The following is a 22,811-nucleotide window of genomic DNA, read 5'->3' as shown; positions in this document are numbered from 1 at the left end:
AACGAGAACGACTTTCCCCTTTTGATTCCGAACTGTTCTCGAACGGATTCTGGTCTGTTCTTCGACGTTCCGAATTTCGCAACAGTCCCCCCCTGGGGGAGGTGGCCCGGAGGGCCGGAGGGGGGACGTTTTCAGCCGCCGCGACGGCAGCCGTTCGCCCCCCCACCGATCGCTACGCGATCGCCTCCCCCACAGGGGGAGGTCTCGGGACGCTCAGTCCGCGTCGTCGAAGTCTTCGCCGGCCGCTTCCTCTTCACCCGTCAGCGCGGTGTCGAGGCTGTCGATGATCTCGTCCATCTGCTCGGACGTGATCGAGACGTAGATGTTGTCGCCGCCGACCGCCGACACCAGCAGGCGGTAGCCGTCTTCGGTCTCCTGCAGGGAGAAGGTTTCCAGGGGCTGCAGCTTGGCCATGGGCGGCGTCTTTCGTCAGGGGAATGCGAGGCGGCGGATGTAGGCCCGCGACGCCGCCAGTTCAACGCATGTCCTTCAGCTCACGTTCTTCAGCGCTCCGCGCCGCAGCAGCGAGATGTGGCAGGCGATCAGCACCTCGCGCTCGACCCACGGGAAGTCGGCGCGGGCGATCAGCAGCGAGACCAGGCCGTGCAGGCCCGCCCACAGGGTCTGGGTCATGCGCTGGACGTCGTCGTCGTGCGTAAGGCCCGCGTCGCGCATCTCGGCCACGATCTCGGCGAAGCGCTGGAAGGCGCCGATGCCGGCCATCATCGGCCGGTCGCCGACCCGCTCCTTGTAGGTGCCGTCCAGGCCCTTCTCGACCATGAAGGCCACGCGGTAGGCGTCGGGGTTCTGCAGGCCGAAGTCGACATAGACCCGCAGGGTCCGCTCGAAGCATTCGGCGGTCGGGACGAAATCGGCCCGCGCGGCCTGCATACGCTCGACCAGGATGGCGAAGGCGCGCACGCACAGCTCGGCGGTGATGTCGTCCTTGGTGGCGAAATAGGCGTAGAGCGCCGGCTGCGAGATGCCGACGACCTCGGCGATCTGGCGGGTCGAGACGGCATGCAGGCCCTTGGCGCTGAACAGCTTCAGGGCCGCGTCGAGGATCTCTTCCCGACGCTGCGCCCCCTGGCCCTTGGGCTTGCGGGGGGAACGGACTTTCGGCGCGGTCATCGTCCCTCCTTTCAGTGTTCGGTCCGCCTTGACAACCCACAATAATCGATCAGTGATAACTTATCACCGATCGATGATGAGGGCGAGAGCGATGGACGGCGCGCGTGCTGGATACGGAGGCGTTGTGCTGCTGACGGCGCTGGGCCTTTCGATGGGCGTCATGCTGGTCGCCTGCGGCGGCAAGGCCGACACGCCCCAGGCCGCCCCGCCGCCGGCGGTCGAGGCCGTCACCGTCGGCGCGCCCGGCGCGGCCTCCGAGCTCGCCGCCTCGGGCACGCTGCAGCGCCGCCGCGAGATGGCGCTGTCGTTCCGCATCCCCGGCGTGCTGACCCGCATGAACGTCGAGGCCGGCGACGCGGTGCGAGCGGGCCAGCCGCTCGCCGCCATCGATCCGGCCGGCGTCGACGCGCGCCAGACCCAGGCCGCCGCCGACCTGGAGCGCGCCCGCCGCGACGCCGACCGGGCCCGCAAGCTCTATTCGACCGGCTTCGTGGCCAAGGCCCGGCTGGACGACGCCGAAAGCGCCCTGAAGGCGGCCCAGGCCGCCCACGCCGGCGCGGCCTTCGACCGCCGCTGGGCCGCCCTCGCCTCGCCCGTCTCGGGCGTGGTGCTGGCCCGCACGGCCCAGGCCGGCGAGGTGGTGGCGGCCGGCCAGACGGTGCTGACGCTCGCCGACCTGTCGAGCCCGCTGGTGCTGCGCCTGCCGCTGCCCGCCCGCGACGCGGCCCGGGTGAAGGTCGGCTCCAGCGCCGCCGTCACCGCCGACGCCCTGCCCGGCCAGACCCTGACCGGCGTCGTCACGCGCCTGGGCCAGGCCGCCGACGCCCGCACCGGCGCGGTGACGGTCGAGATCGAGGTCCAGGCGCCGCCGCAGCTGAAGAGCGGCCAGATCGCCGCCGCCCGCCTGCAGGCCCCGGCCGCCGACGCCCCGGCTCGCGCCGCGTTCGTCCGCATTCCCGCCGAGGCCCTGCTGGAAGCCTCGGGCGACGAGGCCGCCGTGCTGCGCCTCGACGGCGCCGTGGCCCGACGCGTCGCCGTCCGCTTCGGCGGCTTCGACGGCGACGACGCCCTGGTGGCGGGGCTTCCGGCCGGAAGCCGGGTGATCACCGCCGGCGCCGGCTTCGTCTCCGACGGCGAAAAGGTCGCCGTGGTCGATCCGCGGGCCTCGGCCGCCCCGGCCCGCAAGGTCGCCCCGCCCCGCGAGGTCGCCACGCAATGAACTTCAACCTCGCCGCCTTCGCGGTAAAGCGCTGGCAGTTCACCATCGTCGCCTTCGGCCTGCTGGTGATGCTGGGCGTCAACGCCCTCCTGACCGTGCCGCGGTCGGAGGACCCGCACTTCCCTATCCCCATCGTGCTGATCCGCGCCGTCCTGCCCGGGGCCGAGCCGGCCGAGATGGAGCAGCTGGTCGCCGATCCGATCGAGACGGCGGTCTACGGCCTCGACAGCATCGACAAGGTCGAGAGCACCAGCCTCGACGGGGCCGCCGTCGTGCGGGTGTTCTTCACCTGGGACGTCGATCCCGAGCGCAAGTTCGACCAGGTCGTGCGCGAGGTGAACGCCATCCGCGGCAGCCTGCCCGCCGGCCTGCAGCGGCTGGACATCGAGCGCGTGCGCACCACCGAGGTGGCCATCGTCCAGGTCGCCCTGGTCAGCGACAGCCTGCCCATGCGCCGGCTGGAAAAGGCCGCCGACCGCCTGTCCGAGCGCCTCGACCGCGTGCCGGGCGTGCGTCAGACCCGCTATTACGGCGCCCCGGCCTCGGAGGTCCGGGTGTCGCTGGACCTGGCCCGGCTGGCGGCCCTGAAGCTGCCGGCCTCCGCCGTCGCCGACGCCCTGCGTTCGGCCGGGGTCGAGGCCCCGATCGGCGCGGTCCAGGCCGGCGCCCGGCGCTTCAACGTCAAGTCCGGCGGGGCCTTCCGCTCGCTGGACGCGGTCAAGGACACCCCCGTCCGCTCGGCCGGCGGCCAGGTGGTGCGGGTGCGCGACGTCGCCGACGTGGCCTGGGCCCAGGAGGAGCCGACCCACGTCACCCGCTTCGACGGCAAGCGGGCGGTGTTCATCGCCGTCACCCAGAAGGACGGCCAGGACGTCGGCAAGATCACCAAGAGCGTCGAGGCGGTGCTCGACGACTACGAGAAGGTGCTGCCGGCCGGCGTGAAACTCGATCGCGGCTTCGTCCAGGCCCGCAATGTCGAGCACCGGCTGCACAACCTGCTGCGCGACTTCGGCCTGGCCCTGGTGCTGGTGCTGATCACCCTGCTGCCGCTGGGTCCGCGCGCGGGCCTGGTGGTGATGGTGTCGATCCCGCTTTCGCTGCTGATCGGCCTGTCGATGATCCAGGCCTTCGGCTTCACGCTCAACCAGCTGTCGATCGCCGGTTTCGTGCTGGCGCTGGGCCTGCTGGTCGACGACAGCATCGTCATCACCGAGAACATCGCCCGCCGGATCCGCGAGGGCGAGGAACGCACGGCCGCGGCGATCAACGGCTCGGGTCAGATCGCCCTGGCGGTGATCGGCTGCACGGCCACCCTGATGCTGGCCTTCCTGCCGCTGATGGCCCTGCCGGCCGGCTCGGGGGCCTATATCCGCTCGCTGCCGGTGACGGTGCTGTGCACGGTGGGCGCCTCGCTCTTCGTGTCGCTGACCATCATCCCGTTCCTGGCCAGCCGGGTGCTGGACAAGCATTCCGATCCCGAGGGCAACCGCCTGCTGCGGGCCGTCAACGGCGTGATCCACACCGTCTATCGCCCGGTGCTGCACCACGCCCTGGCGCGCCCCTGGCTGGCGCTCGGGCTGATGCTGGCCCTGTGCGCCACCGCCGTGCCGATGCTGCGGGCGGCCGGCTCCAGCCTGTTCCCCGCCGCCGAGACCCCGCAGTTCCTGGTGCGCGTCACCACGCCCGACGGCTCGTCCCTGGCGCGCACCGACGAGGCCCTGCGCTTTGTCGACCAGCGCCTGGCCCGTGAGCCCGACGTCGTCTGGCGCGCCGCCAACCTGGGCCGCGGCAACCCGCAGGTGTTCTACAACCAGTCCCAGCGCGAGAGCGCGGTGACCTACGGCGAGATGTTCGTCAGCCTCGAGCGCTGGGAGCCGGGGAAAAGCGAACGGCTGCTCGACCGCCTGCGCGCCGACTTCGCCCGCTATCCCGGCGCGCGGATCAGCGTCGAGGTGTTCGAGAACGGCCCGCCGATCGAGGCCCCGGTGGCCGTGCGCATCACCGGCCGCAACCTCGAAGTGCTCAAGGCCCTGGCGGTGCGCGCCGAAGCCGTCCTCAAGAGCACGCCGGGCACGCGCGACGTCGGCAATCCCGTGCGCCTGGACCGCACCGACCTCGACCTCGGCGTCGACGAGGCCAAGGCCGCCGCCCTGGGCGTGCCGGCCGGCGCGGCCCGCCGCGCGGCGCGCCTGGCGCTGTCGGGCGAGGAAACCGGCCGCTTCCGCGACGCCGACGGCGACGACTACGCGGTCAAGGTCCGCCTGCCGATGAGCCAGGTCGACGGCGCCGACCGCAACGCCCTGGCGGCCCTGTCGGGCGTCTACGTGCCCGCCGCCGACGGCGAGGCCGCGCCCCTGTCGGCCATCGCCACCCCCAGCCTGAGGTCCAGCCCCGCCCGCATCGACCGCTTCGATCGCGAGCGGACGGTCACGGTCACCGCCTTCGTGCGCACCGGCTACCTGACCGACAACGTCACCAAGGACGTGCTGGCCCGCCTGGAGAAGGAACTGCCGATGCCGCCCGGCTACGCCCTGAGCCTCGGCGGCCAGGCCGAGGCCCAGTCGGAAAGCTTCGCAGGGTTAGGCGCGGCGGTGATGGTGGCGGTGTTCGGCATCATGGCGGTGCTGGTCCTGGAGTTCCGCAAGTTCAAGACCGCCCTGGTGGTCGCCGGCATCATCCCGTTCGGGGTGTTCGGCGCGGCCGCCGCCCTGTGGCTGACGGGCAATTCCCTGTCGTTCACGGCCACCATCGGCCTGATCGCCCTCATCGGCATCGAGATCAAGAACTCGATCCTGCTGGTCGACTTCACCGAACAGCTGCGGCGCGAGGGCTTGAGCCTGCACGACGCCATCGAGAAGGCCGGCGAGGTGCGTTTCCTGCCGGTGCTGCTGACCTCGGCCACGGCGATCGGCGGCCTGCTGCCGCTCGCCCTGGAGCGCTCGGGCCTCTACTCGCCGCTGGCCATCGCCATCATCGGCGGGCTGGTGACGTCGACGGTGCTGTCGCGGGTGGCGACGCCGGTGATGTACTGGCTGACGGCGCGCGGGGAGCGGGAAGCCGCCGCCTGACGGCGCGCGGCCCCCTCGGTCGCTCCAAGATGCTCCCCCTGAAGGGGGAGCTGTCGGCGAAGCCGACTGAGGGGGAAGTGATTGCGGCGTCGGCGAGGGAGCCGGCCTCAGCAGGAACTTCCCCTCCGGCCCTTCGGGCCACCTCCCCCTTCAGGGGGAGGGTCTTCGCCCAAACAAAAACAGCCCCGCCCTTTCGGGCGAGGCTGTTCGAAACACATCAGTCGAGGCCGAAAGGCCTCAGTCGTCGCGGTGGACGCGTTCGCGGCGCTCGTGACGCTCCTGGGCCTCGAGGCTCAGGGTGGCGGTCGGGCGGGCGTCGAGACGGGCCAGGCCGATGGGCTCGCCGGTCTCTTCGCAGTAGCCGTAGCTGCCGTCTTCGACGCGGCGCAACGCCTGGTCGATCTTCGAGATCAGTTTCCGTTGCCGATCGCGGGTCCGCAGTTCCAGCGCTCGGTCGGTTTCCGACGACGCCCGGTCGGCGAGGTCGGCATGGTTTTCAGTTTCAGTCTGAAGATGGGACACCGTCTCGCGAGATTCGCGGAGGATCTCTTCTTTCCAACCGAGCAGCTTCTGCTTGAAATACTCAAGCTGACGCTCGTTCATGAAAGGCTCGTCGTCCGAAGGACGATAGGTGTCCGGTTCTTTAAGAACAGTGGCCGTCTGCATCAACGCCTCACGCCCCGATGAACTCCGCCCTCAGCGGGCGGTGTGCTTATACCAAAACGATAGCCCCGTTCAATGAACGTCGCATGAGCGGCGCATTCAGGCGCGCGAGCGCCCGAAAGCCGCCCATGCGGGCGACGGCGACTCACGCTTACGGCGAGCTTCGCCGCACCGACCGGGGCTGTAAAATCGCGGGAAAGGGCCTGAGGTTCCATCCCGCCGCTCCTCACGCGCCGCGCATGACGGCCAGCTTGGCCTCTTCTACGGCGGCGCGCGTCTCGATCTCGTTGAGCAGGCTCTGCAATTTCGGATCGTCGACGGCTTCGCGATGCTCGCGGACGACGCGCTTGAGCTTGTCGATCGTGCCGGGGGAAACCTCCCCGTCCAGCACGGCGATCTTCAGGCCGTCGAGGATGTCGAGGATGTCGTCGGCCCGGCGGATGGCGCGACGCTTGCGCTCCATCGGATCGGCGTTGGCCTGCAGGGCCAGCAGGGCGTCGAGCGAGCCGACGCCGGCCAGGCCGCCGGCCGCCGCCACGCCGGCCGCGCCGCTGGCGGCGCCGACCGTGGGCAGCGCGAAGCTGGACCCGCCGCCCGTCGGCCGCGCGCGTGATGCGCCAGCCGCGCCCACGCCTCCCGTGCTCGAAACCTTCATGACGACCGTCGCTCCACAGCTGGTCTGGTACGCCTACATATAGGGAGTCGCGCCCCCCGATGAGAACTCATATTCGAGGGCCCCGCTTGCGGTATGGTTAATGCCGGGCAGAATCTGCCGGACAGGATTGTCGCACGCGTTTTTGCCGCCCCGACTCATTGATTTTCCTCACCTTTTGCGTTGGCCCGGTTCTGGCATGGACCGCGACGGAATTGCGTCCTCGGTGTGGAAGTCCATGCGTCGTTCACTTTTCAGCTCCGTTCTCGCCGGCCTGGCCCTCGCGGCCATGACCGTTGTCGCCGCCCCGGCCGCCGCCAAGTCGCGGATCAAGGACATCGTCGCCGTCGAAGGCGTGCGCGATAACCACCTGATCGGCTACGGCATCGTCACCGGCCTCAACGGCACGGGCGACAGCCTGCGCAACGCGCCGATGACCAAGCAGAGCATGGAAGCCCTGCTGGAACGCCAGGGCGTCAACGTCCGCGACGCCAACCTCAACGCCAAGAACTCGGCGGCGGTGATGGTCACGGCCAAGCTGCCGCCGTTCTCCGCCACCGGCTCCAAGATCGACGTCTCGGTCTCGGCCATGGGCGACGCCAAGAGCCTGCAGGGCGGCACCCTGCTGGTCACCGCGCTGCAGGGCGCCGACGGCCAGACCTACGCCGTCGCGCAAGGCCAGGTGCAGACCGGCGCCGTCTCGGCCGGCGGCGCCTCGGGCAGCTCGATCAGCCGCGGCGTGCCGACCGCCGGCCGCATCGCCGCCGGCGCCGACGTCGAGCGCGAGACCGGCTTCCAGATGGTGGCCATGAGCGAGCTGCGCCTGTCGCTGCGCAACCCCGACTTCACGACCTCGCGCCGCATCGCCGACGCCATCAACTCCAAGTTCCCGGGCTGCGCCCAGGCCCAGAACCCGACCATCGTCGCCATCCGCTCGCCGGCCGGCATGGACATGATCAGCTTCGTGACCGCCATCGAGAACCTGGAAGTCGAGCCCGACGGCCCGGCCAAGGTGATCATCGACGAGGTCAACGGCGTGGTGGTGATGGGCGACGACGTCCGCATCAGCCAGGTGGCCATCGCGCAAGGCAACCTGACCATCTCGGTCCAGGAGACCCCGGCCGTCAGCCAGCCCGCCCCGTTCAGCCAGGGCCGCACCACGGTCGTCCCGCAGTCGGCGATCAGCATCGACGAGGAAAAGGGCAAGAAGCTGATCACGCTCGGCGGCGGCGCGTCGCTCAAGAGCCTGGTCGGCGGCCTCAACGCCCTGGGCGTCACCCCGCGCGACATGATCACCATCCTGCAGGCGGTGAAGGCCGCCGGCGCCCTGCAAGCCGACATCGAGGTGATGTGATGAGCACTTTCGCCCTCACCTCGCCGCCGATCACCGGCCTGACCGCCAGCTCGCCCCCGCCCGCCTCCTCGGCCGCCGAACTGCTCAAGCGCGGCAAGATCAAGGAGACGGCGCAGAAGTTCGAGGCCTCGTTCCTGTCGGTGATGATGCAGTCGATGTTCGAGGGCGTGAAGACCCCCGAACCGTTCGGCGGCGGCCAGGGCGAGGAGATGTTCAAGTCGCTGCTGACCGACGCCATGGCCAAGGAAGTCACCAAGTCCGGCGGCGTCGGCGTGGCCGCCACGGTCCAGCGCGAGATGCTGAAGATGCAGGGTCTGCAGGAGGTCGCCCAATGATGAGCCCAGCAGACGAACGCGTCGAACAGCTGATCGTCCTGACCGAGCGCCTGACCGACCTGATCGCCAGGCAGGCCACCGCCTTCGAGGCCCGCCGCCCGCACGAGGCCGCCCGCCACGTCGAGGAGACGGCCAAGCTGGCCAACGTCTACCGTCACGAGTCGGCCCGGGTGCGCGGCAACGTCGCCCTGGTCCAGGCCGCCCAGCCCGACCGCCGCCGCCGGCTGGTCCGCGCCACCGAGGCCTTCGACGCCGTGCTGGCCCGCCAGTCGCGCGCCATCGCCGCCGCCAAGACCGTCACCGAGGGCCTCGTCCGCGCCGTCGCCAACGAGATCGCCGCCCAGCGCCCCCAGGCCGCCGGCTACGGCCCCAGCGCCCAAGGCGCCGGCTACGCCAACAACGCCACCGCGATCACGCTCAACCGCAAGGCCTGAGGCTCTCAAAAGCCCTTCCCCCTCGATGGGGGAAGGGTTGGGATGGGGGTGACGCGGCCGTTCCGTTTGCGCCGCCGTGTCAGGACCAAGTGCACTCCCGAAGCGGCCCTTCTCGCTACCAACCCCCAACACTGCCTCCCTCGCCCTTGTGGCGAGGGTCCATGCCGGCCGCTGCTCAGACTTGGGCAGTCCTCGAAAGGTCTGAGCAGGTTGAACCATGGATCCTCGCCACAAGGGCGAGGAAGGCAGAATTGGGTTGGGCTTGGGGGCGCAGGTGAGAAGCTTTGACGGGGATCCAGCCCCGTCGATCCTCTGCGTTCAGCGAAAAGACCCGAACACGATCAGCACCTTGCAACTTTCTCACGGTGCTGGATCAGACGGATCCAGACCGCCCGCATAATCACTGCATCCCGTCGCAGGGAGAGGGCGCAAGGATCCGGCCCGAAGCGGCGACGCGGATGCGATCGAGCGGGGCTGAAGGAGCGGCGTGAGCCGGGCCTGAAGGCTTAAATGAGGATGGGGGACGTAAACCCATCCATCGGGAGCTTGCCTGACTAGGCTCCCGCCCGCCCAAGGGTCCGCGCCTAGCACGCACTCCTGGCCGTCAAGAAACGGGGAGCTCTGCGTGGGGAAGGGGCACAAGGCGGAAGGGGCCTGCGCGCCCCGGCCTGAGGAATAACGATCGCGCGGGGCGTTCTGCTTCGTCGAAACGGTACTTGAAACAAACACATCCGGGCGAGGCCCGGACGCCCCGCGCCCTCTCCATCAGCTCAGCGGATTTCCGCGTGAGGCGGGAAAGCCGTGCCCAAAGATCCTCCCCCTGAAGGGGGAGGTGGCCCGGAGGGCCGGAGGGGGCCTCGCCGGAAGGCGATGCTACTCCACCCCCGCCACGGCCAGCAGCGCCGCCAGGCCGACCTGCATGCCCTTCAGGGTCTCGCCCTTCTCGACGTCGATCCATTCGTCCAGGGCATGGGCGCGGCCGCCCTTGCCGCCGGCGCCGATGGTGATGGCCGGGATGCCCAGGCTCATGGGCAGGTTGGCGTCGGTGGACGAGGCCTCGTGCTCGGGCTTGAAGCCCAGGGCCGAGATCGCCGCCGCCGTCGCCGTGACGATCGTCGCGTTCGGGTCAGTGCCGCCGGCCGGGCGCTCGCCGATCACCTTGGCGTCGTAGGAGACGACGCCCGGCTTGGTCGAGCGGGCGGCGTTCTCGCCGGCCACGGCCTTGTCGAGGATGCCGATGAAGGTCTGGTCCAGCTTGGCCAGTTCGGCGGCGCTTTCCGAGCGCATGTCGAACTCCAGGAAGATCTGGTTGGGGATCGAGTTCACCGAGGTGCCCCCGCCCACGACGCTGGCCGAAAAGGTCGTCTTGGGGTCGGCCGGCGGCTTGACGGCGTAGAGGTCGACCACCGACTGAGCCATGGCCGTCATCGGATTGACCACGCCGAACGCGCCGTAGCTGTGGCCGCCCGGACCCTTGAAGGTGACGCGGTAGCGCTTGGAGCCTACGCCCCGGTCGACGATGCGCGAGGGGTCCGAGCCGTCCATCGAGAAGAAGGCGCTGATCCGGCCCTTGTACTTTCCCTGGTTGAACAGGTGCTTGACCCCGCGCAGGTCGCCCGGCCCCTCCTCGCCCACATTGCCGACGAACAGGATGTCGGCCTTGGTCCGGATCTTGGCCGCGTCCATGGCCCGCACATAAGCCAGCAGCACCGCCAGCGAGCGGGTGTCGTCGCCGATGCCGGGGGCCGACAGCTTGGTCCCCTCGCGCTTGACCTTCACGTCGGTGCCTTCGGGAAATACGGTGTCGAGGTGGGCGGCGATGACTACGAACGGGCCCTTGCCCTTGGTCGCCGTCCCGGCCCGCACGCCCATGACGTTGCCTTCGGCGTCCATCTCGACGTCGGACAGGCCAACGGCCTTGAGCATCTCCAGATAGGCCTTGGCGCGCTGCTCTTCCTTGAACGGCGGCGCGGGGATCTCGGTCAGGGTGACGATGTCGGCGACGGTGCGGTCGTAGTCGGCGTCGAGTTGCTTGACCGCCGCCTTGAAGCCGGGACCGCCGACGATCTTCTGCACGGCCTTGACCGAGGTGTCCGACCTCTCGGCGGCGTCGGCCTCGGGGCCGTAGAGGGCGCCGGCCGCGAACAGCGAGGCGGCGAACAGCATCGAACGCGACAGACGGCGCATGGGCGAAGGCTCCGATTCTTCAGGCCCCGACCAGAGCGGCGCGGCCGTCCGCTTGGCAATCCCCAAAAGACCTGGCCCCAAAAGACCTGGCCCCAAAAGACCTGGCCTCAAAAGACCTGGCGGCCTCCTCTGGACGAACGGCGCTCGCCACCCGACATTGACCCTTCGTAAGCCCAACCGTCCGGAACCCACGCCATGGCCCACCTCAAAGCCGCCGCCGCGCTCGCGGGCCTTGGCCTGCTGCTGGCCGCCGCCCCTGCCCTGGCGCAAGCCCAGGCGCCCGCGACCGGTCCGCTGGGCGTCGCCGGCAAGTGGACGCTGGACCTGTCGCGCTCGCGCTTCAACGAGGCCCTGACCGGCGCTGCCCCGATCAGCGGCGAGCTCGACGTCACCAAGGACGACGGCAAGGCGATCGCCTGGACGCTGGTCGAGGAGGACGACGAGGGCGTCGCCGCCATCCAGTTCGCCGACGCGCCGCTGGACGGCGCCCCGACGAGGGCCGTGGTCAACTTCAACTTCGTGACCCTCAGCGTCGAGCGCACCGGTCCGTCCAGCGTGGCGGTCATGACCCACGGCCAGACGGGCCGCCGCCAGAGCATGCGCGTCGGCGTCACCGCCCCCGACACCATCCTCGTCGAACAGGACATCGACGGAAAGCCCGGCCCGCCGGACCAGAGCCTGGTGTTCGTGCGGAAGCGGTAAGGCCTTGCGTCCTTCGAGGCTCTCCCCGGCTCAAGGCCGGGGCTCGCACCTCAGGATGAGGACGTTCCCGTACTGAGTTCCTCATCCTGAGGCGCCCGCGCAGCGGGCCTCGAAGGACGCACGGTCAATCCGCGTGCACCCTGTCCACGCGCGGCGCGAACATGTAGCCGGCGTGGCGCACGGTCCGCACCATCTGGGCGCCGCCCTCGGCGCGGCGCAGCTTGCTGCGCAGGCGGCTGATGGTGACGTTGATCTGCTGGGGCGGGGCCTTGCTGCGGGCCTCGGGCGGGCCCTGCTGCAGCTGGTCGCGGGTCAGGATCTGCTGGGGCTTGGCCACCAGGGTCCACAGCACCAGGAACTCGGCCGACGACAGGTTCACCGAGTCGCCGCGCGGGTCGAACAGCTCGTGGGTGGCCACGTTCAGGCGCCAGCCGCTGAACTGGTAGACCGGCGGGGCGGCCACCGGCTCGGGCGCGCGCCAGGCCTGGCGGCGGCGCACGGCGGCGCGGATGCGGGCAGCGGTCTCGCGGGGTCGGAACGGCTTGGCGATATAGTCGTCGACGCCCATCTCCAGGCCCACGACCACGTCGCTCTCGTCGTCCACGGCGCTGACCACCACCACCCCCGGCGCGGGGTTGAGGCGGCGCAGCCGGGCGCAGACCGACAGGCCGGCCTCGTCGGGCAGCAGGATGTCCATGACGACCAGTTCGATCTGGGTGCGGCCCAGGATCTGGTCCATCTCGCGGGCCGAGGCGGCCTCGAGCACTTCCAGGTCGAACCGGCCCAGCAGCGAGCTGATGGCGGCGCGGGAGTCGACGTCGGGGTCGACGATGAGCAGGCGGGGTCTCACGGGCGTTCTCAGAACATCGCCCGGCCGACGAGCCGGGCCGAATAGCGGGTCTGGCGACGCGAGGCCTCGGCCCCGCCCTCCAGGGCGAAATAGGAAAGGTCGGAGCCGGCGCGCAGGGCCAGGTTCAGCGTCACCGCGTCGGTGCGCGAGGCGTTGCCGAGGATCGTGAACGGCGTGCCGCCCGAGTACCAGGCCGTGGTGTCGGCGTACTTGCCGGCCAGGGTCCTGCGGTAGCCGACGCGGACCTCCGGACGGACCCAGACCTCCTTGCCGAACTCGCGGCCGAAGGCCACGCCGATGTCGCCCGACAGGTTGTCGAACTTGCGCGAGGCCACGGTCTGGTCGAAGCCCTCGCCGCCGCCGTGCTCCTTGCGCTGACCTTCCCACAGATAGACGTAGTCGAGGCGCGCCTCGGGGCGGATGTAGTTGCGGCCGAACCTGTGCTCATAGCCCACGCCGGCGAAGGCGTTGGCGGTGAAGCCGTTCCAGGCGGCGGTGTTGGTCACCGCCACGTCGGCCTCGCCGTCGCCGTCGACGTCCTCGCTGATGAAGCTGCGGTCGCCGTTGAAGCGGATGTAGCCGAGCCCTCCGCCCAGGTTGAAGCGCCAGCCGCCCACCGACCGCCGCCAGTAGGTTCCGGCCTGGAACAGCGAGGCGGTCGTCTCCTCGCCGACCTTGGCGGCGGTGTCCTTCTCCTCGAGGCTGACGAAGGCCAGGGTCACGCCCAGCGCCCCGCCGGCGTCGCCCATGGCCTCGTAGCCGGCGACCAGGCCGGTGGCCTTGGTGTCCGAGCCCAGGTTCTCGCCGTCCTCGATGCGCACCAGGCTGTTGATCTCCTGCACCCAGACGCTGTCGGGGCCGTAGCGATCCTGGCCGTCGGGCCGGATGGCCGTCGAGGCCGAGATCTGCTGCTGCACGGCCTGCAGGGTGGTGAACATCCCCTCGCCCGTGCTGGGCAGCATCTGGTTGTAGAGGTTGTAGAACCCGTCGCTGGTCGACTGGCTGAGGAAGGCGCTGGCGATGTCGTCATTGCCGCTCAGCGCGGCGAAGGTCGCGTCGTAGGCGCTGGCCTGGCCCGTGGTCATGCCGGCCTCGGCGGCCGTGCGGCGGCGCACGTCGATCAGGACGTCGTTGTCCTGGGTATAGGCGCTGGCGACGTAGATGTAGGGCGCGTCGCCCAGCAGGTCCTGGTCGATCGTGCCGGCCGTCAGGGTCCCGGCCGAGATCACCTTGAAGGTGCTGGCGGTCGTCAGCAGGTTGTTGAAGACCAGGCCCAGATTGGCGCCGCTGGCGATGGTGGCGGTGTCGACGACCAGCTGCGTCGAGGTCCCGGCGGTGGGGTCGACGGTGAACACCAGGCTGCTTTCCGAGCCCAGGTTCAGGCTGGTGGCCTTGATGGTGTCGGTGTTGGTGATCAGCAGGCCGCCGTCGCCGATGTTGATCGAGAGCCTGCCGTCGCTGTCGTAGAGGCCGCCGATCGCATGGGCCGTGCCGTCGATGTTCAGCGTGTCGGCGCCGTCGCCGAACGACATGTCGCCGTAGAGCGTGCCGTTCAGCAGGTTCAGGGTGTCGTCGCCCGAGCCCAGCAGCACCTGGCCGATGATCGCCGGCTCGTCGGCGTCGTCCACGCCGTCGCCGTCTGTATCGGTGTCGGCCACCCCGTCGTCGCCGTCGTCGCCGTCGTCGACGCCGGTCTGGGTGATGGTGACGCCCGTGGTGTTGGCCTTCAGGTTGATGGCGATCGCCTTGCCGGTGACCGTCTCGTCCGAAGCGTCGGTGTTGCTGTCGTCCGTGTCGTAGTCGTCGTCGGTGGCCACCACGTAGGCGGCGATCGTGCCGGTGTTGGTGATGCTGGTCAGCGTGCCGGAATTGTCGACGATGGCGTTGGCGTTACCCGTCTCGCCCGACAGGGTGGCGACGATACTGCCGCTGTTGACGACCGAGTTCATCGTCGCGCCGGCGTCGATCAGCAGGGCGTAGGCGTTCGAGCTTCCCTCGGCCTCGACCGCGCCGCTCAGCGCGCCGCTGTTGTCGAGGATCGAAGCGATCGCGCCCGAGGTCAGGTGCAGGCCCATGGCGTCGGCCTCGTAGGCGCTGGCCGAGATCGAGCCTTCCAGGTTGATGCCGTTGGTGACCAGGGCCTCGTAGCCGGCCGAGCCGCCGATCTGCACGCCGGTGGCGGTGACCCCGGCATGCACGCCGTAGGCGCCGACCGCGCCACGGATCACCAGGCCATAGTCGTAGATCCCCTCTCCGGCCGAGCCGAGGGTGACCGCCTGGCTGTCGGAGCCGATCTGGATCGCCGGCGCGCCGCCATAGACGTAGACGGCCGCCGTGCCCTCTTCGTCGTCGGCCACGCCGTCGCCGTCCTCGTCGTCGGTGGTGTCGTCGTTGGTGTCCTCGGGCGGCGCGTCCAGCACCAGGCCCTTGGAGACGTTGCTGGTGATCCTGATCGCCGAGCCGCCCTGCAGCAGGTCGTCGGCGTCCAGCAGGGCCTCGTCGTCGGGATCGGTGTAGCGGCTGGTGTATCGATAGCCCGTGGCGGTGATCGTGCCCTGGACGATCACCGAGCCGTCGACCTCGCCGTCGACCGCCAGGCCGACGCTATTGGCGCCCAGCACGCTGATCGAGCCGTCGCTGACGATGTTTCCCGTCACCTTGGCGGTGTTGCGGATGCCATAGCCGTCGTCGCCGGTGACCGTGATCGAGCCGGAATTGAGGATGTCGCCGATCACCGACGACTCCAGCATGATCCCGACCGAACTGTTGCCCTCGATGCTGATCGAGCCGGTGTTCTCGATCGTGCCGGTATAGTCGCCCGAGCCGGTCAGACGGATGCCGTAGCGGTTGGTCCCCAGCGCGAACTGGCCGTCATAGTCGCCGTCGCTGTCGCTATCGACGTAGTCGTAGTCCTCGGTCAGGCTGATCGTGCCGCCGTTGGTCACCGTCGAGGTGACGCCGCCGTTGATCAGGATGCCGGTGGAGTTCGAAACGTCGACGCTCTTGAGCGTGCCGTTGTTGGTCAGGGTGTTGCTGCTGTCGACCGTCGCGATCGCGCCTTGCGAGCCGTAGGTGATCACCCCGTCGGTCGTGACCTTGACGTCGTCTGCCGCGCCGCTGGCCGCCGTCGAGGTGGCGATCGGCGTCGTGCGGCTGCTGCTGGTGACTTCCGTCTCGGCGGCCGCTTGGGCGGCGTGCAGCAGCATCGGCAGGGCGGCGGCCGAGAGGATCAGAAGCTTACGCGACATGGAGGACCCGCTTTAAGGAACCTCCGAGGCTTAGGGGCCCTGCATGGCCCAGGCGTGTCTCGCAAATTACCGCGCCGCTACCGCCGGGGCCGCGCCGATACACTACCGTTTCAAAGCGGCCGGAAGGTTGTCGCCAGCGTTCCGGCTCGCCCGCCAAGTGTTGCGGCGAGGCGGCGAAACCCTCGATTTAGACGTCGTCGCAAGAATGTTCACGGCTGGGCGGCCGCGTCCAAGCCCCCGATTCCGCGATCGGCGATGATGGCTCCATCGATCAAGGAGCCCCGCCATGGGCAAGGTGCTGATCCCCGCCATGAGCCTAGCCTTCAGCGTCTGGCTGCTGGTCGAGCGGCTGTTCTGAAAAAGGAAAAAGCGCGCGAGGTTTCCCCCGCGCGCTTCTCTCCGTCCCGAAGGATCGGTCTCTTCTTACAGCACGCCGTCGATGGCGCGCTTGACGCCCAGCGGGTTGGCTTCCTTCAGGGCCGCCGGCAGCAGCACGTCGGGCAGGTCCTGGTAGCAGACCGGGCGCAGGAAGCGCTCGACGGCGCGGGTGCCGACCGAGGTCGAACGGCCGTCCGAGGTGGCCGGGAACGGACCGCCGTGGACCATGGCCGGGGCCACTTCCACGCCGGTCGGCCAGCCGTTGGCCAGGATGCGGCCGGCCTTGCGCTCGAGGATCGGCAGCAGGCCGCGGGCCTGTTCGGCGTCTTCCGCGTCGAGGTGCAGGGTGGCGGTCAGCTGGCCCTCCAGGCCTTCCAGCAGGCCGGCCAGGGTGGCGATGTCCGGGCAGCGGACGATCACCGACGACGAGCCGAACACCTCGTGGCTGAGGGCCGGGTCGGCGGCGAAGGTCTCGGCCTCGACCACGAACAGGGCGCCCTGGCCCTGGTTGCAGCCTTCACCGACCAGGCCGCGGGCGGCCACGGTGACGCCCGGACGCGAACCCAGCTTCTCGACGCCCTGCTCGTAGGCGCCGAAGATGCCCGGGGTCAGCATGACCTGCGGATGAGCGGCCGACAGGGCGGCGGCGGCCGAGGCCACGAAGGCGTCGAAGTCCGGACCGGCCAGGGCGAAGATCAGGCCCGGGTTGGTGCAGAACTGGCCCGAGCCCATGGTCAGCGAGCCGACGAACGCCGCGCCCAGGGCCTGCGCGCGAGCGGCCAGGGCGTGCGGGAACAGGATCACCGGGTTGACGCTGCTCATCTCGGCATAGACCGGGATGGGCTCGGGGCGCTCATTAGCGATCTTCATCAGGGCCACGCCGCCGGCGCGCGAGCCGGTGAAGCCGACGGCCTTGATGCGGCTGTCGCGGACCAGGGCGCCGCCCAGCTCGTGGGTCTGGCCGGTCAGCAGCGAGAACACGCCGGCCGGCAGGCCCGCCTTCTCGACGGCCTTGCTGATGGCCGCGCCGACCAGGGCGGCGGTGCCGGGATGGGCCGGGTGGCCCTTGAACACGACCGGGCAGCCGGCCGCCAGGGCCGCGGCGGTGTCGCCGCCGGCGGTCGAGAAGGCCAGCGGGAAGTTGCTGGCGCCGAACACGGCGACGGGGCCCAGGCCGATGAAGCGCTGGCGCAGGTCGGCGCGCGGCAGCGGCTTGCGCTCCGGCTGGGCCGGGTCGATGCGGGCGCCTAGGAAGTCGCCCTGACGGACGGTCTTGGCGAACAGACGCAGCTGGCCGGTGGTGCGGCCACGCTCGCCTTCGAGGCGCGGACGCGGCAGGCCGGTCTCGGCCATGGCGCGCTCGATCAGCGCGTCGCCGATGGCCTCGATCTCGGCGGCAACGCCTTCGAGGAAGGCCGCGCGGGTCTCGAGATCGGTCTCGCGATAGACGTCGAAGGCGGCGTTCGCGGCGGCCAGGGCCGCCTCGATCTGCTCCGCGGTCGGTTCGGGGAAGACCTCGCCGAAGTGCTCGCCGGTGGCGGGGTTCAGGCTGCGGAGTTCAGTCATGGGCGGACGCTCGCGTTCTGTCGGACGGGAATGGCCCCGCATATAGGCCGTTCCGCGCCCGGTTGTCAGTTCAATGTTAGCGCAACCAATGCCTATTTGGCATAGGTTGCCGTCTATTCGACGAAGGCCGGCGCGGTAACCCGTTCGCCCAGCAGGAAAGCGTCGGCCACGTGGCGCAGCGGGCTGACGTCGACGTCCGAGCCGCCGGCCGCGATCAGGCGGGCGAAGGCGTCGTAGAGGCCCGGATATTCCTCGTCCGGCCCTTCGTGCGCCAGCACGCCGTCGACCCACAGGCGCGAGCCGCCGTGCGACAGCTTCAGCTCGCCGCCGTCGGTGTCGATGATGATGTCCCAGCTCTGCTCGCCGGTCTGCAGGAAGTCGAAATCGGCCTTCACCGGCGCGCCGGTCACGGTGCGGAACGTCAGTTGTGCCTCGACCGGCGACTGGCAGTTCTCCGGCACGTGCAGCGTCGCCTTCTCCAGGAAAAAGGCCGGCAGCACGACGGTGGCGATCGACAGGGCGTTGATGCCGGGATCGAAGACGCCCAGGCCGCCGGCCTGCCAGATCCAGGTCTGGCCGGGGTGCCAGACGCGCACGTCTTCCTTCCAGTTGATCTGGACCGACTTGATGGTCTTGCCCGACAGCCAGGTCTGGGCCGGGGCGACGGCGGTGGCGTAACGCGAGTGCCAGGTGGTCTGAAGGGTGACGCCCTTGGCCGCGGCGGCGGCTTTCAGGTCCTCGACCTCGCTCAGGGTCGCGCCCGGGGGCTTTTCCAGCATCACGTGCTTGCCGGCGTCGATGGCCTGGCGGGCGATGGTGTGACGCACCTGCGGCGGGGTGCAGAGGGCGACGGCGTCGAACTGGACGTCCGAGGCCAGCAGTTCGGCAAGGTCGGTGAAGTGCGGCACGCCGTCGACGCCGGCGCTGCGGCTGGCCACGGCCGCCAGTTCGAACCGGGCGTCCTTCTCGATGGCCGGCAGGTGCTGGTCGCGGGCGATCTTGCCCAGGCCGACGATGGCGATGCGGATAGTCATCTGGACGGACACCTGACGATGGTTCGGGCCGCGCCTCGCGACCTCTGTAAGATTAGTCAGACAAATAACGCCCTCCCCGCGCCTGTCAAACAGGACCGCGAAAACGGGCGATCTACCCGGCCGGCAAAGGAGCACACCGTCGCCGTGATGACGATACCAGGCTTCGGCGCTCGACCTCGGCGCGCATTGGTCCTACATATTCCGCGCTGGACGAACAACGTCATGGATGGCGCGACCGGTCGGCCAAGGCTAGAATGTGAGCGCTATCATCGGCGTTCGAGCGCCTTTTCGGCTCTTGCGATCGGCTCGCAAGACCTTGAAGCCATGCGACGTTTCCCCGCCATGGCGGTCGTTGACGCTCCGCCCTCGTCGGTATAGTCAGACAAATAGTATAAACCTCGCCCGGCGAGGCGATCCGGTTGGATCGATCGAGGAAAACAGGACCGACATGACCACCAAGTCCGCGCCCAGCACCCTTCGTTCGCGGGCCTGGTTCGACAATCCCGACAACGTGGACATGACGGCGCTCTATCTCGAGCGCTATCTGAACTACGGGCTGACGCTCGAGGAGCTGCAGTCGGGCAAGCCGATCATCGGCATCGCCCAGACCGGCTCGGACCTGTCGCCCTGCAACCGCCACCACCTGGTGCTGGCCGAACGCGTGCGTGAAGGCATCCGCACCGCCGGCGGCATCGCCATCGAATTCCCGGTCCACCCGATCCAGGAAACCGGCAAGCGCCCGACCGCGGGTCTGGACCGCAACCTGTCGTACCTGGGCCTGGTCGAGACCCTGTACGGCTACCCGATCGACGGCGTCGTGCTGACCATCGGCTGCGACAAGACCACCCCGGCCTGCCTGATGGCCGCCGCCACCGTCAACATCCCCGCCATCGCCCTGTCTGTCGGCCCGATGCTGAACGGCTGGTACAAGGGCGAGCGCACCGGCTCGGGCACCATCGTCTGGAAGGCCCGCGAGATGCTGGCCGCCGGCGAGATCGACAACGCCGGCTTCATCAAGCTGGTCGCCAGCTCGGCTCCGTCGACCGGCTTCTGCAACACCATGGGCACGGCCACGACGATGAACTCGCTGACCGAGGCGCTGGGCATGTCGCTCACCGGCTCGGCCGCCATCCCGGCCCCGTACCGCGACCGCCAGGAAAACGCCTACCTGACCGGCCTGCGCATCGTCGACATGGTCAAGGAAGACCTCAAGCCGTCGGACATCCTGACCCGCGAGGCGTTCCTCAACGCCATCGCCGTCAACTCGGCCATCGGCGGCTCGACCAACGCCCCGATCCACCTGAACGCCCTGGCCCGCCACGTCGGCGTCGAGCTGTCGGTCGACGACTGGCAGGAGAAGGGCGAGAACATCCCGCTGCTGGTCAACCTGCAGCCGGCCGGCGAGTACCTCGGCGAGGACTACTACCACGCTGGCGGCGTTCCGGCCGTCACCGCCCAGCTGATCAAGCAGGGCCTGATCCACGAAGACGTCATGACCGTCTCGGGCCAGACCATGGGCGACGCCTGCCGCGACGCCGTGATCGAGGACGAGAACGTCATCCGCCCGTACGAGCGTCCGCTGGTCGAGCGCGCCGGCTTCGTCGTCATGCGCGGCAACCTGTTCAACTCGGCGATCATGAAGACGAGCGTGATCTCGGGCGAGTTCCGCGACCGCTACCTGTCGAACCCCGAAGACCCGGACGCCTTCGTCGGCAACGCCGTGGTGTTCGACGGTCCGGAAGACTACCACCACCGCATCGACGACCCGTCGGTCGGCATCACCGAGAACTCGATCATGTTCATGCGGGGCGCCGGTCCCGTCGGCTATCCCGGCTCGGCCGAGGTGGTGAACATGCGGGCGCCCGACTACCTGATCAAGCGCGGCATCAAGCAGCTGCCCTGCATCGGCGACGGCCGCCAGTCGGGCACCTCGGGCTCGCCGTCGATCCTCAACGCCTCGCCGGAAGCCGCCGTCGGCGGCGGCCTGGCCCTGCTGAAGACCGGCGACCGCGTCCGCTTCGACCTGCGCAAGTCGCGCGTCGACGTGCTGATCAGCCCCGAGGAAGTGGCCGAGCGCCGCAAGGCCCTCGAAGCCGCCGGCGGCTACAAGTACCCGGAAAGCCAGACCCCGTGGCAGGAGATCCAGCGCGCCATCGTCGGCCAGATGGAGACCGGCGCGGTGCTGGAGCCGGCCGTGAAGTACCAGCGCATCGCCCAGACCAAGGGCCTGCCGCGCGACAGCCACTGAGCCGTCGGCGTCGCTGAAGACAGAAAGCCGTCCGGGGCGACCCGGGCGGCTTTCTTCTTTGGGCGAGCCGCCCCGGCCATTCGCCTGGGCGTATGGGTCCCGACCTGCTTAAAGAGCTCATGGACTGGATCGACGTCGCCGCGGAATTCGAATGGGATGGCTCCTGGCGCGACATCTACGTGCTGGACGCTACGCTGGATGACTGGCGACGAACGCTCGACGCGCTGCGCGACCTGGAGCCGCCGCCAAGCTTCTACGAGGCGGGCGAGCCGGCGTTGCTTCCGCTACGCCCCCAGGCAATTTTCGATCGCCGGGAAGAAACGTCCTTCCTTCTGACGCTTACCGTCGAAGGCGTCCGGTTCAACTGCCACTTCTTCGACGACGCGGAGATCGAGTTCGACATCGATCCGCGCGAAGTGCAGGGCCAGCGTGAGCTCGACGTATTGCGCCACTTCATGGAGCTCCTGGCCAGGAGCACGGGCAAGAAGGCCATCCTGACCCACGAGAACACCAAGGGCGCCATTATAGCGGCCGCAGCACCGCCGGTCTGACGCCGCCTCAGCGCCCGTTTTCGCGCGCCATCCGCTCGGCCGCCAGCAGCACCGCCAGCATGCCGACCGCGAGTACGGCGACGACGACGCCCAGAGCCTCCCAGCCGAAACGGCCGACGACCAGGCCGCCCAGCGGCGGGCCGATCAGGGCGCCGCCGGCCCCGAACTGGGTGAGGAGGCCGTTGGCGGCGGCGATGCGCGGCCCGTCGCTGCCGCCGGCCATGGCCGGCAGCCGGGCGAAGACCAGCGGCGAGGCGATCCCGCTCAGCAGCACCACCGCGAAGGCGACGGCGGCGACCAGCAGGGCGCTGTCCCACAGGAAGACGAAGGGCGCGACCGCCGCGGTGGCCAGCAGGGCCGGAACCACCACCAGGGTCATGCGGCGGCGATCCAGGGCGCCGGCGTGCAGGATGCGGATGGCGATGGCCGAGCCCGGCAGGGCGGCCAGCGAGACCAGACCCGTGGCGAGGCTGGCGCCGGCGACTCCCGCGCCGGCCTTCTCGATCAGGAAGCTGGGCAGCAGCATGGTCAGGGCGCAGATGAAGACCGTGTAGAGCCCGAAACCGAAGGTCAGCACCCAGGCGGCCGGCGGCGGCAGGGCGATGCGGGCGCGGTCGACCTGGCCCCTGGGCTGGCGCAGGGCGACCAGCAGGCCCAGCGCGCATAGCACCGCCCACAGCAGCATGGCCCCGCGCGGGCCGCTCAGCCCCATGGCCAGGCCCGTGACGCCGCTGCCGACCGCCACGCCCACGGCGACGAAGGTGCTCCACAGGGCCAGGGCCGGCCCGCGCGCCTTGTCCGAGGCGACGGCGGCGATCATGGTCGGCGCCGCGATGACCAACAGCAGATAGGCCACGCCCTCCAGCGCCCGGGCGACGAACAGAACCGCGACATTGGGCGCGAACGCTTCGGCCAGGCTGGCGGCCAGCAGGCCGACCAGGCCCATGGCCAGAAAGCGGCGGCCGCCGAAACGTCCCAGCGCCAGGCCGGCGGCGATGCCCAGGGTCGCGCCGCCGATCTCCAGCAGCGAGACCAGAAGGCCCGCCTGGGCCAGCGACAGGCCCAGTTCCTGGCGCAGCACCGGAACCAGCACGGCGATCTTGGGAAGCTGGGCGGCGGCCAGCACGCCGATGAGCCAGAGGGCGACGATGTTGGACCAGGAACGCAGCATGGCGCCGCCCTAGACCGATG

The 22,811-nt window shown here is 69.7% G+C and carries 18 protein-coding genes; 8 read left to right on the top strand and 10 right to left on the bottom strand.

Annotation, left to right across the window (positions count from 1 at the left end; translation table 11 throughout):
- Positions 1 to 213: 213 nt before the first annotated feature.
- Together C1707_RS11010 and C1707_RS11005 are read right to left on the bottom strand one after the other, a co-directional pair.
- Positions 214 to 414, bottom strand: coding sequence for a hypothetical protein (locus tag C1707_RS11010; protein ID WP_101711501.1), 201 nt, complete (start codon positions 412 to 414; stop codon positions 214 to 216).
- A gap of 75 nt (positions 415 to 489) precedes the next feature.
- Positions 490 to 1,131 carry a TetR/AcrR family transcriptional regulator gene (locus C1707_RS11005; protein ID WP_101711502.1) on the bottom strand — a complete coding sequence of 214 codons (642 nt, stop codon included), beginning with the start codon at positions 1,129 to 1,131 and terminating at the stop codon, positions 490 to 492.
- Positions 1,132 to 1,222: 91 nt separating this feature from the next.
- Between C1707_RS11005 and C1707_RS11000 the strand changes: the two genes are divergently transcribed.
- Together C1707_RS11000 and C1707_RS10995 are read left to right on the top strand one after the other, a co-directional pair.
- Positions 1,223 to 2,350, top strand: a complete 1,128-nt coding sequence (locus tag C1707_RS11000; RefSeq protein ID WP_240633910.1) for an efflux RND transporter periplasmic adaptor subunit — start codon at positions 1,223 to 1,225, stop codon at positions 2,348 to 2,350.
- The gene (locus C1707_RS10995) at positions 2,347 to 5,418 is read left to right on the top strand and encodes an efflux RND transporter permease subunit (RefSeq protein ID WP_101711503.1); all 3,072 of its coding nucleotides are present in this window, start codon (positions 2,347 to 2,349) and stop codon (positions 5,416 to 5,418) included. Before C1707_RS11000 ends, C1707_RS10995 begins: the two co-directional genes overlap by 4 nt.
- A 237-nt stretch (positions 5,419 to 5,655) precedes the next feature.
- On the opposite strand, the gene dksA is transcribed toward C1707_RS10995, so the two are convergent.
- Positions 5,656 to 6,084 carry an RNA polymerase-binding protein DksA gene (gene dksA / locus C1707_RS10990; protein ID WP_058346549.1) on the bottom strand — a complete coding sequence of 143 codons (429 nt, stop codon included), beginning with the start codon at positions 6,082 to 6,084 and terminating at the stop codon, positions 5,656 to 5,658.
- Between the two features lie 223 nt (positions 6,085 to 6,307).
- Positions 6,308 to 6,736, bottom strand: a complete 429-nt coding sequence (fliX, locus tag C1707_RS10985; RefSeq protein ID WP_101711504.1) for a flagellar assembly regulator FliX — start codon at positions 6,734 to 6,736, stop codon at positions 6,308 to 6,310.
- 235 nt (positions 6,737 to 6,971) lie between these two features.
- Here fliX and C1707_RS10980 point away from each other — a divergent pair, with 235 nt between their 5' ends.
- Genes C1707_RS10980 through C1707_RS10970 form a run of 3 tightly spaced genes read left to right on the top strand, consistent with a single transcriptional unit; the run spans position 6,972 to position 8,856 of the window.
- Positions 6,972 to 8,087 (top strand): flagellar basal body P-ring protein FlgI, encoded by a 1,116-nt coding sequence (locus C1707_RS10980; RefSeq protein ID WP_101711505.1) that lies wholly within the window; start codon positions 6,972 to 6,974, stop codon positions 8,085 to 8,087.
- Positions 8,087 to 8,422, top strand: coding sequence for a rod-binding protein (locus C1707_RS10975; protein ID WP_101711506.1), 336 nt, complete (start codon positions 8,087 to 8,089; stop codon positions 8,420 to 8,422). Before C1707_RS10980 ends, C1707_RS10975 begins: the two co-directional genes overlap by 1 nt.
- Positions 8,419 to 8,856 (top strand): flagellar basal body protein, encoded by a 438-nt coding sequence (locus tag C1707_RS10970; RefSeq protein WP_101711507.1) that lies wholly within the window; start codon positions 8,419 to 8,421, stop codon positions 8,854 to 8,856. Before C1707_RS10975 ends, C1707_RS10970 begins: the two co-directional genes overlap by 4 nt.
- An 873-nt stretch (positions 8,857 to 9,729) precedes the next feature.
- On the opposite strand, the gene C1707_RS10965 is transcribed toward C1707_RS10970, so the two are convergent.
- On the bottom strand, positions 9,730 to 11,043 hold the full coding sequence (locus C1707_RS10965; protein WP_101715792.1) for a M20/M25/M40 family metallo-hydrolase: 1,314 nt from the start codon (positions 11,041 to 11,043) through the stop codon (positions 9,730 to 9,732).
- 195 nt (positions 11,044 to 11,238) lie between these two features.
- Between C1707_RS10965 and C1707_RS10960 the strand changes: the two genes are divergently transcribed.
- On the top strand, positions 11,239 to 11,745 hold the full coding sequence (locus C1707_RS10960) for a hypothetical protein (protein ID WP_101715791.1): 507 nt from the start codon (positions 11,239 to 11,241) through the stop codon (positions 11,743 to 11,745).
- Between the two features lie 124 nt (positions 11,746 to 11,869).
- On the opposite strand, the gene C1707_RS26095 is transcribed toward C1707_RS10960, so the two are convergent.
- The 4 genes from C1707_RS26095 to C1707_RS10940 all read right to left on the bottom strand — a co-directional run bounded on the left by C1707_RS26095 (position 11,870) and on the right by C1707_RS10940 (position 18,821).
- Positions 11,870 to 12,595, bottom strand: coding sequence for a response regulator (locus C1707_RS26095; protein WP_164467325.1), 726 nt, complete (start codon positions 12,593 to 12,595; stop codon positions 11,870 to 11,872).
- Positions 12,596 to 12,603: 8 nt separating this feature from the next.
- Positions 12,604 to 15,843 carry an autotransporter outer membrane beta-barrel domain-containing protein gene (locus tag C1707_RS10950; RefSeq protein ID WP_101715790.1) on the bottom strand — a complete coding sequence of 1,080 codons (3,240 nt, stop codon included), beginning with the start codon at positions 15,841 to 15,843 and terminating at the stop codon, positions 12,604 to 12,606.
- Between the two features lie 423 nt (positions 15,844 to 16,266).
- Positions 16,267 to 17,787 (bottom strand): aldehyde dehydrogenase (NADP(+)), encoded by a 1,521-nt coding sequence (locus C1707_RS10945; protein WP_240633909.1) that lies wholly within the window; start codon positions 17,785 to 17,787, stop codon positions 16,267 to 16,269.
- 113 nt (positions 17,788 to 17,900) lie between these two features.
- Positions 17,901 to 18,821, bottom strand: coding sequence for a Gfo/Idh/MocA family protein (locus C1707_RS10940; RefSeq protein ID WP_101715788.1), 921 nt, complete (start codon positions 18,819 to 18,821; stop codon positions 17,901 to 17,903).
- 448 nt (positions 18,822 to 19,269) lie between these two features.
- On the opposite strand from C1707_RS10940, the gene C1707_RS10935 reads away from it, so the two are divergent.
- Positions 19,270 to 21,069, top strand: a complete 1,800-nt coding sequence (locus C1707_RS10935; protein ID WP_101715787.1) for an IlvD/Edd family dehydratase — start codon at positions 19,270 to 19,272, stop codon at positions 21,067 to 21,069.
- Between the two features lie 119 nt (positions 21,070 to 21,188).
- A complete protein-coding gene (locus C1707_RS10930; RefSeq protein WP_145998499.1) occupies positions 21,189 to 21,620 on the top strand; it encodes a hypothetical protein in 432 nt (143 codons plus the stop codon).
- Positions 21,621 to 21,627: 7 nt separating this feature from the next.
- Here the strand turns inward: C1707_RS10930 and C1707_RS10925 are convergent, their stop codons facing one another.
- On the bottom strand, positions 21,628 to 22,791 hold the full coding sequence (locus C1707_RS10925) for an MFS transporter (RefSeq protein WP_101715785.1): 1,164 nt from the start codon (positions 22,789 to 22,791) through the stop codon (positions 21,628 to 21,630).
- Positions 22,792 to 22,811 lie beyond the last annotated feature (20 nt).

The sequence above is a fragment of the Caulobacter flavus genome (assembly GCF_003722335.1).
Taxonomy (GTDB): domain Bacteria; phylum Pseudomonadota; class Alphaproteobacteria; order Caulobacterales; family Caulobacteraceae; genus Caulobacter; species Caulobacter flavus.
This window is presented reverse-complemented; position numbering and strand designations above follow the sequence as displayed.

Coding starts and splice junctions, on each gene's coding strand:
- C1707_RS11010 (WP_101711501.1), bottom strand. CDS start 414: ATGGCCAAGCTGCAGCCCCTGGAAACCTTCTCCCTGCAGGAGACCGAA.
- C1707_RS11005 (WP_101711502.1), bottom strand. CDS start 1,131: ATGACCGCGCCGAAAGTCCGTTCCCCCCGCAAGCCCAAGGGCCAGGGG.
- C1707_RS11000 (WP_240633910.1), top strand. CDS start 1,223: ATGGACGGCGCGCGTGCTGGATACGGAGGCGTTGTGCTGCTGACGGCG.
- C1707_RS10995 (WP_101711503.1), top strand. CDS start 2,347: ATGAACTTCAACCTCGCCGCCTTCGCGGTAAAGCGCTGGCAGTTCACC.
- dksA (WP_058346549.1), bottom strand. CDS start 6,084: ATGCAGACGGCCACTGTTCTTAAAGAACCGGACACCTATCGTCCTTCG.
- fliX (WP_101711504.1), bottom strand. CDS start 6,736: ATGAAGGTTTCGAGCACGGGAGGCGTGGGCGCGGCTGGCGCATCACGC.
- C1707_RS10980 (WP_101711505.1), top strand. CDS start 6,972: ATGCGTCGTTCACTTTTCAGCTCCGTTCTCGCCGGCCTGGCCCTCGCG.
- C1707_RS10975 (WP_101711506.1), top strand. CDS start 8,087: ATGAGCACTTTCGCCCTCACCTCGCCGCCGATCACCGGCCTGACCGCC.
- C1707_RS10970 (WP_101711507.1), top strand. CDS start 8,419: ATGATGAGCCCAGCAGACGAACGCGTCGAACAGCTGATCGTCCTGACC.
- C1707_RS10965 (WP_101715792.1), bottom strand. CDS start 11,043: ATGCGCCGTCTGTCGCGTTCGATGCTGTTCGCCGCCTCGCTGTTCGCG.
- C1707_RS10960 (WP_101715791.1), top strand. CDS start 11,239: ATGGCCCACCTCAAAGCCGCCGCCGCGCTCGCGGGCCTTGGCCTGCTG.
- C1707_RS10950 (WP_101715790.1), bottom strand. CDS start 15,843: ATGTCGCGTAAGCTTCTGATCCTCTCGGCCGCCGCCCTGCCGATGCTG.
- C1707_RS10945 (WP_240633909.1), bottom strand. CDS start 17,787: ATGACTGAACTCCGCAGCCTGAACCCCGCCACCGGCGAGCACTTCGGC.
- C1707_RS10940 (WP_101715788.1), bottom strand. CDS start 18,821: ATGACTATCCGCATCGCCATCGTCGGCCTGGGCAAGATCGCCCGCGAC.
- C1707_RS10935 (WP_101715787.1), top strand. CDS start 19,270: ATGACCACCAAGTCCGCGCCCAGCACCCTTCGTTCGCGGGCCTGGTTC.
- C1707_RS10930 (WP_145998499.1), top strand. CDS start 21,189: ATGGACTGGATCGACGTCGCCGCGGAATTCGAATGGGATGGCTCCTGG.
- C1707_RS10925 (WP_101715785.1), bottom strand. CDS start 22,791: ATGCTGCGTTCCTGGTCCAACATCGTCGCCCTCTGGCTCATCGGCGTG.